10 protein-coding genes are annotated in these 12,258 nt (G+C 51.9%); 1 reads left to right on the top strand and 9 read right to left on the bottom strand.

Going from position 1 to position 12,258, the window contains the following annotated elements:
* Positions 1-373 precede the first annotated feature (373 nt).
* From MXE41_RS12595 to MXE41_RS12555, 9 genes are all read right to left on the bottom strand, one after another.
* Positions 374-1,378 carry a GGGtGRT protein gene (locus tag MXE41_RS12595; protein ID WP_246977827.1) on the bottom strand — a complete coding sequence of 335 codons (1,005 nt, stop codon included), beginning with the start codon at positions 1,376-1,378 and terminating at the stop codon, positions 374-376.
* A 15-nt stretch (positions 1,379-1,393) separates the two neighbouring features.
* The gene (locus MXE41_RS12590; RefSeq protein WP_246977826.1) at positions 1,394-2,092 is read right to left on the bottom strand and encodes a hypothetical protein; all 699 of its coding nucleotides are present in this window, start codon (positions 2,090-2,092) and stop codon (positions 1,394-1,396) included.
* Positions 2,093-3,185: 1,093 nt separating this feature from the next.
* The gene (gene trpA, locus MXE41_RS12585) at positions 3,186-3,998 is read right to left on the bottom strand and encodes a tryptophan synthase subunit alpha (protein ID WP_247100787.1); all 813 of its coding nucleotides are present in this window, start codon (positions 3,996-3,998) and stop codon (positions 3,186-3,188) included.
* The gene (gene trpB, locus MXE41_RS12580) at positions 3,991-5,181 is read right to left on the bottom strand and encodes a tryptophan synthase subunit beta (RefSeq protein ID WP_247100785.1); all 1,191 of its coding nucleotides are present in this window, start codon (positions 5,179-5,181) and stop codon (positions 3,991-3,993) included. Before trpB ends, trpA begins: the two co-directional genes overlap by 8 nt.
* Positions 5,182-5,603: 422 nt before the next feature.
* Positions 5,604-6,233 (bottom strand): phosphoribosylanthranilate isomerase, encoded by a 630-nt coding sequence (locus tag MXE41_RS12575; RefSeq protein WP_247100783.1) that lies wholly within the window; start codon positions 6,231-6,233, stop codon positions 5,604-5,606.
* A gap of 229 nt (positions 6,234-6,462) precedes the next feature.
* Entirely contained in the window at positions 6,463-7,254 is a 792-nt protein-coding gene (gene trpC, locus MXE41_RS12570; RefSeq protein WP_247100782.1) for an indole-3-glycerol phosphate synthase TrpC, read from the bottom strand.
* 2 nt (positions 7,255-7,256) lie between these two features.
* Positions 7,257-8,294 (bottom strand): anthranilate phosphoribosyltransferase, encoded by a 1,038-nt coding sequence (gene trpD, locus MXE41_RS12565; RefSeq protein WP_247100780.1) that lies wholly within the window; start codon positions 8,292-8,294, stop codon positions 7,257-7,259.
* Between the two features lie 335 nt (positions 8,295-8,629).
* Positions 8,630-9,196 carry an aminodeoxychorismate/anthranilate synthase component II gene (locus MXE41_RS12560; RefSeq protein ID WP_247100778.1) on the bottom strand — a complete coding sequence of 189 codons (567 nt, stop codon included), beginning with the start codon at positions 9,194-9,196 and terminating at the stop codon, positions 8,630-8,632.
* Positions 9,197-10,993, bottom strand: a complete 1,797-nt coding sequence (locus MXE41_RS12555; protein ID WP_247100776.1) for an anthranilate synthase component I family protein — start codon at positions 10,991-10,993, stop codon at positions 9,197-9,199.
* 733 nt (positions 10,994-11,726) lie between these two features.
* Between MXE41_RS12555 and MXE41_RS12550 the strand changes: the two genes are divergently transcribed.
* Positions 11,727-12,258, top strand: a 532-nt coding sequence (locus MXE41_RS12550; protein WP_247100774.1) for a restriction endonuclease, incomplete at its 3' end; no start/stop codon positions are given.

Genomic DNA, 12,258 nt, shown 5'->3' with positions numbered 1-12,258 from the left:
AGAAGAACGCTGTGCGGTTCAGATCACCAGAAGCGCCTGATAAAGCTACTTTACCCTGTCGCAAGGTATGGCTTAATTATAGGCTTTTGTAGAAATATCTACACCCCACACTTAAACAGTACGTACCTGAGAGAGAAGGGGTGGAGTGAGACGAGATGAAGATGAGACGAGATTGGGTGGGATGGGGTAAGACCAGATGCGATGGCAGAGGCGGGGAGAATGCAATTGGATGCGTCTGGTGGCTTAGTGCGGCCACTGGGGGTGAGATTTGGAATTTCCTGGTTACGGGCAATAAAAATGGGCCTTGCGGCCCATTGATTGAACAGAAATCTACGGAATTCTGTCGCTAAAGTAGTCTTTTTAGGTATCGAGACTATTTCTTGTTAATAGCGTGGTCAACAGCAACGGCTACGGCTACAGTGGCGCCTACCATTGGGTTGTTGCCCATGCCCAGGAAGCCCATCATCTCAACGTGTGCAGGTACTGAAGAAGAACCGGCAAACTGAGCGTCGGAGTGCATACGGCCCATGGTGTCGGTCATACCGTAAGAGGCTGGACCAGCTGCCATGTTGTCAGGGTGTAAGGTACGACCGGTACCGCCGCCAGAGGCTACGGAGAAGTACTTCTTACCGGTTAACATGCACTCTTTCTTGTAAGTAGCAGCTACTGGGTGCTGGAAGCGGGTTGGGTTGGTGGAGTTACCAGTGATGGAAACGTCTACGCCCTCGTTGTGCATGATGGCAACGCCTTCACGAACATCATCGGCACCAAAGCAGCGAATCTGGGAACGATTGCCCTTGGAGTAGGCAATTTCCTTAACGATGTTTAACTTGCCGGTAGCATAGTCAAACTGGGTCTGTACGTAGGTAAAGCCGTTGATACGGGAAATGATCTGAGCGGCATCCTTACCAAGACCGTTTAAGATAACGCGTAATGGGGTCTGACGGGACTTGTTGGCATTTAAGGCAATACCAATAGCACCTTCAGCGGCAGCAAAGGACTCGTGACCGGCCAGGAAGGCAAATACCTTGGTCTCATCGGTCAGCAGCATGGCGCCAAGACCACCGTGGCCGATACCTACCTGACGGTCCTCAGCTACGGAGCCAGGGATACAGAATGACTGTAAACCGATACCGATAGCGTTGGCAGCCTCAGCAGCAGTCTTTACCTGCTTCTTAACGGCAATGGCAGCACCGGCAACATAGGCCCAGCAGGCATTCTCAAATGCGATAGGCTGAATGGCACGTACCATCTCATATGGATCAAAGCCCAGATCAGTACAGATCTTGCGTGCTTCGTCCAGGGAAGAAATACCGTTCTCGTTTAATGCTGCGTTGACCTTGTCAATACGACGCTCATAACTCTCGAATAAAGCCATCTTTAGTACACCTCATTACTCATGTCTTGGGTCAATGTACTTGGCAGCATCATCAAACTGACCATAGTGACCTTTTACCTTGGCAATTGCTTCTGAACCCTTAAGCTCAGGCTCCTTCTTCAGGAGGTCAATTAACTTGCCCAGGTTTACGAACTCGTAGCCGACGATCTCGTTCTCGTCATTTAAGGCCAGACGGGTTACATAACCCTCAGTCATCTCAAGGTAGCGTGCACCCTTGGCCTTGGTACCGAACATGGTACCAACCTGGCTGCGAAGGTTCTTGCCCAGATCCTCAAGAGAAGCACCGATTGGTAAGCCACCCTCGGAGAAAGCAGTCTGGGAACGGCCGTAAACGATCTGTAAGAACAGCTCGCGCATGGCGGTGTTGATAGCGTCGCATACGAGATCAGTATTTAAGGCCTCGAGCAGGGTCTTGCCTGGGAGAATTTCGGAAGCCATGGCGGCAGAGTGGGTCATACCGGTGCAGCCGATAGTCTCGACTAATGCTTCCTCAATGATGCCGTCCTTAATGTTTAAGGTCAGCTTGCAGGCGCCCTGCTGAGGAGCACACCAGCCCACACCGTGGGTTAAACCGCTGATGTCCTTGATTTCTTTAGCCTGGACCCACTTACCCTCCTCAGGGATTGGAGCAGGACCGTGGTATGCACCCTTCTTGACGGTGCACATTTGCTCTACTTCGTGTGAATAGATCATTTGCGATACCTAATTGACTAAATCCTAACATCGATTCCCCATGACCGTTGCCGACCCTAACTGTCGACCCCAGTTGAGAAAACGATTCAATTATAGCGGTTATTTGATAATTTGGTAGGGACGATTTTCACTAAATGCAGCATGCATGCGTGCCCGGCGCCTGTTTAAGGGATTTTTTCGCTCAAATCTTTTTTCGTATCTAGCAAAAGCTCTGCACCATATGAGAAATCCGATCATATGAAAAATAACTTTCAATTCCGTACAAATCTGATATCCATCGTACTTGTGACGGAATTTTCTGGACAAAATTCCATTTTCAACTGCATGTACAGATGAGCAAAAAAACTCACAGACAGCTGAATATTTCCAACAAAACATGGCATTAATTCATCATATTTAATTAATAACCCTTGCATGTCACGACTTACAGTGGTTAGCCTGCACTCACTACGCTCAGCCATCATTCCGGTATCATTTTTCCCGCCGATTAAACAACAATTTATGCAAGGGCAACCCACCTTATCAACAGCCTCATTCAGCTCTCCGCTATAGACCCGCCAACTGAACCTGCCAGCATCATCAACAAAAGACTTTGTAAAGTGTCTGCAATATCACATTCATTCCGGGAAATGACATACACTTTCTAAAACGTAAAACAGATTATGCCACACCATGATGTGTCCACACTTTTGCCGCCGACGCTGTGAGCCAAATCGCATGCTGCATACTCCACGCTGCATGCCACACCTGCGTGCTACACGCTGCGTAGCACACACTGCATGACACACCTGCTGCCACATCTGCATGCTAAACGCTGCGTGGCCCACACTGCATTCTAAACATGCAATCCACAGCTGCGTGCTCCATGCTGCATCTGTTCTTGACTGAGCGCGCTCACTTGCAATGGTACATTCCATTTTTGAAACATGGCGCTGCCAGCGCTCATGGATTTGTCAGCGTGCTTGCATGCTTCTCTGCTGGTTTTAGTAAGCATCTAATACAAAGGGCCATCCCCCTTTGCAGGAGATGACCCTTGGTATGATGGCAGTCAGCGTGACTGTGCAGCCATCTTATGCAGCCGGAACTGACCTGGTTATGAGCCTGAGGATGGAGCCGGAGCCGGGTCAGTATCGGCGCGGCGTACGGCCTCCTTCATGGATTTGACGTACTCACCTACATATGGGGCGGCATCGCGGCCATGCTGCTCAATCAGCTTGATAATTGCTGAGCCCACAATGGCGCCGTCAGAGAGCGAGGCCATCTGCCAGGCCTGCTCCGGGGTGCTAATGCCAAAGCCCACAGCACATGGAATGTCTGTGTTTTCGCGCACCAGTCTGACCATTTCACTGATGTCAGAGCTGATTTGCTCCCTGGTTCCGGTTACACCCAGTGAAGATACCACGTAGACAAAACCACGGGCCTCACGGGCAATTTTGACAATACGCTGATTGGAGGTAGGGGAGATGAGGCTCAGTAACTCAACACCATGACGCAGAGCCACACTTTCAAACTCCTCCTTTTCCTCAAAAGGAACATCAGGAAGAATTACACCCTCTACTCCATCCTCGCGACAGCGCTCAAAGAAGGCATCAGGACCGTAGGAGAACACTACATTGGCGTAGGTCATGAAAACGAAAGGTACGCTGACTTCATCGCGCATCTTCTTGACGAGATCGAAGACGTCATCGGTAGTAATTCTGTTCTTGAGAGCTCGGATATTGGCTGACTGAATGGCCGGACCCTCGGCTACAGGATCGGAAAAAGGAATACCAAGCTCGATGAGATCAGCACCGGCATCAGCTGCTGCCTTAACTACCTTGATGGTGGTTTCCATATCAGGATCACCGCAGGTGATAAAAGGAATAAAGGCCTTTCCACTGGCAAATGCCTGAGAAATCTTACTCATGGATCTCTTCTCCTCTGTAGCGGGCAATGGAGGCTACGTCCTTATCACCGCGTCCTGACAGGTTAACTACAATGATCTTGTCCTTGCCCATCTGCGGAGCCAGCTTAATGGCGTGGGCAACGGCATGTGCTGACTCAATAGCCGGGATAATGCCCTCAGTGCGGGACAGATACTCAAAGGCACTTACAGCCTCTTCATCGGTAACAGGCACATAGCTGGCACGGCCAATATCATGCAGCCAGGCATGCTCAGGGCCTACGCCCGGATAGTCAAGACCGGCAGAAATGCAGTATACAGGGGCAATCTGACCGTACTTGTCCTGACAGAAATAGGACTTCATGCCATGGAAGATACCAAGGCTGCCAACATTAACTGTTGCTGCAGTTTCAGGAGTATCCACACCACGTTCTGCACCCTCACAGCCAATCAAAGCAACTTCTTTGTCATCTATAAAGTGATAGAAAGCACCTATGGCATTGGAGCCGCCACCAACACAGGCCAGCACGGCATCAGGCAGACGCCCTTCTTTGGCCAGAATCTGCTCTTTGATTTCTTTGGAGATGACGGCCTGGAAATCACGGACAATGGTTGGGAAAGGGTGTGGACCCATTACTGAACCCAGGCAGTAGTGAGTATCAGACATACGGGTAGACCATTCACGCATGGCCTCGGATACAGCGTCCTTTAAGGTTGCAGTACCGCTGTCTACAGGACGCACCTCAGCGCCCAGCAGCTTCATGCGGTAGACATTGAGAGCCTGACGCTCTGTGTCCTCACGGCCCATAAAGACCACACATTCAAGTCCCATCAGGGCAGCAGCTGTTGCTGTGGCTACACCGTGCTGACCGGCACCGGTTTCTGCAATCAGACGGGTCTTGCCCATCTTTTTGGCCAGCAGAGCCTGACCGAGCACATTGTTAATCTTATGAGCGCCGGTGTGATTTAAATCCTCACGCTTGAGGTAAATACGTGCACCACCCAGATCCTCAGTCATCTTGCGGGCAAAATACAGCAAAGATGGACGATCGGCGTAATCGTTAAACAGTTCCTGAAGCTCAGCCTGAAACTGTGGGTCATTCTTAAAATGCTCGTAGGCCTGTTCAAGTTCCAGAACAGCATTCATCAGGGTCTCTGGAATGTACTGACCACCGTGAACACCAAAACGGCCTTTGGAATTAGTCATGGGAAAATCCTTATATTTACCCGGCGCACGCACTGGGCCGCACCGGGCATTCCCGCATCATACATCTGCCCTGCACCGTGCTGCACAGCCTGCAACAGCGCCAGGCGCTGGCTGGTGCTGCAGCTGCAGCTGGCACCGCCTCGCCTTGTGTCACTGGCGCCAGTTGCATGGCTCCCGGGCGCTCGCGACAGATGGATGGCGCCGCAGCGCTGGCTGCTGCTGGATGGCGCAGTGCACTGGCTCATCAGAGCTGATTATTTGCGGGTTACTAAGCCTGCAGTATTACCTGAGGGCCGGCTGCCGGCATACGATACTGTCCCATGAACTTTCATAAAGACAGCTCAGGTGCCGACGACCTTACAGTCTGTGCTGCCCTCCGTGCAATGACGGGCAGCAGCCTGAGCGCTGTAAGGCCGGTCCCTTCAGGCCGACTGTCTGACGCGGCAGACAAAATCCTGCATCTTGGCAAAATCCTTAACACCGTCAGTCTCAATACCCGAGCTGACGTCTACTGCCATGGGGTGGCAGGCAGCCAGAGCCTGTGAAATATTGTCACAGTTGAGTCCTCCGGCCAGAAAAAACGGTCTGTCCATGCTGGCCACAAGGGCCCAGTCAAAGGTTTGCCCCGTGCCTCCCCTTCCGGAGTCAAGGAGCACCCAGTCGCAGTCCAACTGGCATGCCCGGGCAATATCCTCTTCACAGCTGACAGAGCAGGCCCTGATTACAGGAGTGCCTGCCTGACCGGCTTGTTGCAGAGCCTCTTTGAGATCAGCAAGATAGTGCTGATCCTCACTGCCATGAAGCTGAATAATATCAATGGCGCCACTGGTCACCATATGAACAACGGACAGCACCGGCTCATTTACCAGTACTCCCACTGATCTGATGGTACTCTTAAGCTCACGTCTGAGCTCCAGAGCCTGAGCCGGAGTGACATAGCGGCGGCTGTTCGGCGCAAAGACGAAGCCCACGAAATCCACATCAAGCTCATTTGCCCATTGAATATCTTCCGGACGCCTGAGACCACAGACCTTGATTAATGCTGTGCTCATAGTGCTTTCCAAAATTTAATATAAAGTTATTACCTGCAGACTCAATCTGCAGGAGTTCAGAGGTGCTGCAGCAGCAGTGCAGCACTGCTCATTAAGCTGACAATACCTGCTGAGTCAGGTTCGTGCTGGTGCGGCTGCGTCAGCAGCCTGTGACAGCAGCCTGTGACAGCTCCAGCTGCCCCTGCTGCCGGTGGCAGCATAGGCTGCCGCCGACTCCAGGTGCAAATGGTCAGGCATTGCGAAATTCTGCGATTTTGGCTGCCTTGTTGTCTGCACGCATCAGGCTTTCACCTACCAGAATAGCGTTGACTCCTGTCTGCTTGAGAGGAGTGACATCAGCAGCACTGTGCACGCCACTTTCAGCAACAAATATTCTGTCCTCAGGAACCAGATCACGCAGACGGCGTGAGTTGTCAGTATTAACGGTAAAGTCCTTGAGGTTACGGTTGTTCACACCAATCATGCGGGCTCCGGCTCTTACGGCAAGAGCTACCTCATCAGCGTCGTGAGCCTCAACCAGAGCTGACAGGCCCAGGTCCTCGCATACTGAGAGCATGCGCACTATTTCCTTTTCCTTAAGCAGCGAACAGATAAGCAAAATGCAGGAAGCTCCCAGCATGCGGGCTTCGTAGATCTGATAATCATCTACGGTGAAGTCCTTTCTCAGGCATGGTGTCTTTACCTGAGCTGCAATCTGCTCAAGATAGCTGTCAGAGCCCAGAAACCACTGAGGCTCAGTAAGGACACTGATGCCATCGGCTCCTGCTGCCTCATAATCACGGGCTATTTCCAGATAAGGAAAATCAGGGGCAATCAGTCCCCTGGATGGTGAGGCCTTCTTGCACTCACAGATAATGGCCAGCTCGCCCTTGCTGTTGCGCTCCTTAAGGGAGTTTTCAAAGGCAAAGCCGGCAGCTGGCTCAGCCAGAGCACGCTCACGGCAGGCCTCAAGAGGAAGCACTGCAGATGCTGCAGCAACACGCTCACGGGCATGATCTGCAAGCTTGTCCAGAATGGTCATAATCACTGCCCCCTGTTCTTAAGGCGGTTGGAGTGCTCAATGAGACTTTCCAGAGTCTCAACAGCTTTGCCATTATCAATAAGGCTGGCTGCCAGCTCAATGCCCTCGGCAAAGGTCAGGGCGGCACCACCAAGGTAAAGTGAAGCACCTGCATTGAGCAGCACTACATTGCGCTTGTGACCGCTCAGTGAGCCGTTGAGAATAGAGCGGGTAATACCGGCATTAACCTCAGGAGTACCGCCGCGCAAATCCTCTTTGGTACAGCGTTCCATACCAAAATCCTCAGGCCTGATGACATAGGTCTTATACCAGCCGTCCTTGAACTCGCACACTGTAGTAGGGGCACTAAGTGAAATCTCGTCAAGACGGTCCTGACCGTAAACCACCATGCCTCTCCTGATACCCAGATCCATGAGCACCTTTGCCAGAGGCTCAACCAGGTACTCGTCATAAACGCCAAGGAGCTGGATTTTAGGACTGGCTGGATTGGTCAGTGGACCCAGAATGTTAAATACGGTACGAAAGCCCAGTTCCTTGCGAATGGCGCCCACATGCTTCATGGATGAATGGTATTTCTGCGCAAAGAAAAAACACATTCCCACCTTGTCGAGCAGCTCCACACAGTCCTCTGGGCTAAGATCAATATTAACGCCCAGAGCCTCAAGGCAGTCAGCTGTTCCACAAAGGGATGATGCTGCACGATTACCGTGCTTGGCTACTTTCAGGCCGCCAGCCGCAGCAATCAGAGCAGTAGTGGTTGAGATATTGAAAGAGTTGGCATTATCGCCACCGGTACCTACAATCTCAAAGACATCAAAAGGTGTTTCCACCCTGGTGGCATGAGCGCGCATGGCTGCGGCGCAGCCGGCAATTTCCTGAGTGGTTTCAGCTCGGGCACTCTTGGTAGAAAGAGCTGCAAGGAAAGCTGCATTCTGGGTAGGTGAGGTCTGACCTGACATGATTTCATTCATGACTGTGTAGGCCTCATCAAAAGTCAGATCCTGCTTGCTGACGATTTTTACAATAGCTTCTTTAATCATTTTTCTGTCTAATCCTGTCTCCCGTCCCCTGCATCAGTGGCTGTCCACAAAAAGCACTGTCACCACCGCATGACAACTCCGTCAATGGCGGCACCTGCGCCCCATAAGAGCACGCATGGCACTGAACTGGCGTTAACGCATGGCCAGGACTGGCCTTGCCATGACCGGACCGGCCTGCACAATCCGGACGCCAGGCCGTCAGATCGTCCGGCCGTCAGGTCGTCAGGATGTCTGGTCGTCAAGCCGTCTGAACGCCCGGACGCGGCATGTACTCATACCAGTGCCTTGCCAGCCTGCCGGCCAGGCGGGCAGGAAGTGGACGGGTAATTGTTACGCTAGAGCGTTAGGAAATTCTTAAGCATGGTGCGGCCATCAGGAGTCATGATGGATTCAGGATGGAACTGCACACCAAAAACAGGAAGTGAACTGTGGGCAATGGCCATGACCTCACCTGAATCAGTAACAGCTGTCACCTTGAGTTCAGGAGGCAGAGTATCAGGGTCAACTGCCAGCGAATGGTAGCGGGCCACAGGCGCACGCTCCGGCACGTCCTTAAACAGCGGACAACTGGTGTCGAAGCTGACCTCAGATTGCTTTCCATGCATGAGCTGACGGGCATAGGTCACAGTGGCGCCAAATGCAGCGCAGATAGCCTGATGACCAAGGCATACTCCCAGCACCGGTATCGATGCGCCAAGCGCTTTTGGCACCTGCATAATGATGCCGGCATCCTCAGGACGGCCTGGTCCTGGTGAAATGATGATGCGCTCAGGTCTGAGTTCAGCGATCTGCTCTACAGTTAGCTCGTCGTTACGTATCACTTTGATATCAGGATTAATCTCACCTGTGAGCTGATAGAGGTTGTAGGAGAAGGAGTCGTAATTATCAATAAGCAAAATCATCTAGAGCTCCTCCATGTCCTGAGCCATTTTCAGAGCGTTAACTACGGCCTGAGCCTTGTTGATGCACTCCTGATGCTCTTTTTCTGCCACGGAATCAGCCACAATGCCGGCTCCTGAACGGACAAAGACACGTCCGTTCTTGCGGTAGGCAAGACGTATGGCAATGCAGGTATCCATATTGCCCGAAAAATCGATATAGCCTATGGCGCCGCCGTAAATACCGCGCTGATTGTTCTCAAGCTCACCTATGATCTGACAGGCTCTGATTTTTGGTGCACCAGAAAGAGTACCAGCCGGAAGAACTGACGAAATGGCATCCAGAGCATCGCACTCAGGACGGATCTGGCCGCGTACTGTCGAGCCTATATGCATGACATGAGAGTAGCGCTCAATGCTGTGGAGCTTTTCCACCTCCACTGTGCCAAAGCTGCAGATACGTCCAAGATCATTGCGCCCCAGATCAACCAGCATATTGTGCTCGGCAATCTCCTTTTCATCGCTGAGCAGCTCACGCTCCAGCGCCAGATCCTCTTGCTCAGTGGCACCACGTGGACGGGTACCAGCCAGAGGAAAAGTGTGCACAACACCATTATCAAGACGCACCAGAGTCTCAGGCGAAGCGCCGGCCACCTCAACATCGGTGCCGGAAAAATAGAACATGTAAGGCGAAGGATTGGTAGTACGCAACACACGGTAGGTATTGAACAGGGAGCCCTCGAAATCAGCATCCAGTCGATTGGATAGCACTACCTGGAAGATATCGCCCTCGTAAATGTACTTGCGGGCTTTTTCCACCATGGAGCAGAACTGCTCCTTATTGAACAGTGCTCTGAAATCACTGAGCAGACGCCCGCCCTCACCATGGCAGCAGGCCGCATCGGCCCCGGCCCTGGCCACAGTCCCTTGTGCGGCCGCACCACCGGCACTGCCTCGATCTGTGCAGTTGCTCATGGTGGCCTCTGCAATATCATCAGCGATGTTGCGGACCATGCCGCCTCTTCCGGCGGCTCCGCTGCCGCTGGCACCGTTGTGGCAGCCACCATTGCTGCGGCCAGCGGCGCTGCTGGCATCCGGTGCAAGTGGCGGGAATGAACCAAAGGCAGTACCTGCCATGCGGCTGACCGCGCTTAAGCCACTTTCGCTCTGACCGGCACCATGAGCTGCACATTTACTGGCACCGCCATGGGAGATAGAGCGCAGCATATCTGCCAGCTCTTTGAGTCCGGCTACGGCTCGTGAGTAGCGGGCTGCGACATCGGTCTGTGAGGAGCTCAGAGTAATATTGGCAATGAGCACAATCTTCTGACGGAAGTTGTCAAAGGCAATGACCTTGTCAAAGAGCATGAGGTCAAGGTCATTAAAGCACTCCTCATGATCGACAGCTACGCGTGCGGCCGGCTCGGCATAGTTGAAATAATCGTAGGCAAAGTAACCTACCAGACCTCCGGTAAAGGCAGGCAGCCAGTCAAAACGCGGGCTTTTGTATTGAGCAAGCAGTTTTCTGATATGGCTGTCAGGGTCGTCGGTAGTAAATTCACTGTCCCCTATACGCATGACGCCATCGCGCAGTGATATGGCGGCAAGAGGATCAAAGCCCAGGAATGTCCAGCGGCCCCACTTTTCCTTGCCAGCAACAGATTCGAGGATAAAACAGTGAGACGAACGGGCTTTTAAAGTCCTGAGCGCCTCGATGGGGGTACAGATGTCCGAAAGAATCTCGCAGGACAGAGGCAGAGCCTTATACTCACCCTGCTGCGCGATCTTCAGGACTTCGTCCAGATCCGGCAATACTCTCATTTAAACAGACCTTATGAAAGGAAAAGTGAAACAATAAGAAATCAGACAAACATGGAACATACCGCCATAACCCTCCGCTTCTGCCAGCATAACACGGGGGCATCAGCCATCATGAGGCAGTGCAGCGTTCAGGGCGACCTGATAGCTGCTGGCCGCTGTGCATGGCCGCAAAAGGATGGGTAAGGCAGTTTTTCAGAGGTCCGACGGAGAGTCACAGTTAAGACCAACTCAGCACGTCGGGCAGAGAAAGGAAAATCAAGGACAGCGTACGCAGCTGATCTGCTTTTGCAGACCACAAGCAGCGCAACGGCGGGGCTGATGGACACGCAATCAACGGTCTCAGCTGACAGCTAAACATAGTAGCACGCGCCATCATATGGCACTTGCAAAGTATTTTTCGGCGAAAAATTGCACCATTAACATGCAGTCACAGCAAAGATGCCTGTTATGGAAAAAATGCCCAATAAAGGGACTGAACATGGTAAAACATGTGCCCACAGGCCATTGTCGCCGCCTGGCATCTCAATTATGCCGGCAGCAGCAGTAACAAAAAGATTCACAGCAATGCACCATTTAAATGCATTACCTGATGATTTTTAAAAACTGTCTTGCCACTGCCTTGCCCTGAAATATCGGCACAGCATTGCAATTACCGTTTATGCGGTCAAATACGGCAATTTCCTTTGCTAGAATTAAGCACCAATCCCGCAAACATACCAGTGAGGAACTGTAGATGAGCATAAATGAGACCATGGACAAAGCAGAGGCTAAGGAGCCGGATAACATCCAGGCTTTCTACGATCTGCTTGAATGGATAGATCAAATATCTACCGATCCGCGCGATAAGGGCACAAGATTTGAGAATCTGATTCTTGATTACCTGCGCAATGAACCAACCTATAAGGATTTATTCACCGAGGTTCAGACCTGGGCTCAGTGGACCAAAGCTCATCCAGAGTACGATTATGATGCCAATGATATAGGTATTGACCTTGTGGCAACCGATGCTGCTCCCGGCGAGCAGGGTCAGGTAACCTACAGCGCAATCCAGTGTAAGTTCTATGCTGAAGATGCGGTAGTGCCAAAAGCAGAACTGGATTCCTTCCTTGCAGCATCAACTACAGGCTGGTGCAAGTGTCGCTATGTCTTTGCGACCAACAGCAACTGGTCAGCAAACCTGAAAAAAGAGCTGGAAAAACAGTTTATTCCTGTTGAGATTGTAGCTCGTGAGGCGCTGGCTAACTCCGTTATTGACTGGGCTGTTT

The sequence above is a fragment of the Anaerobiospirillum sp. NML120449 genome, from assembly GCF_023051105.1.
Lineage (GTDB): Bacteria > Pseudomonadota > Gammaproteobacteria > Enterobacterales > Succinivibrionaceae > Anaerobiospirillum.
The sequence above is the reverse complement of the archived record's forward strand: the minus strand, read 5'-3'. Positions and strand labels throughout refer to the sequence as shown.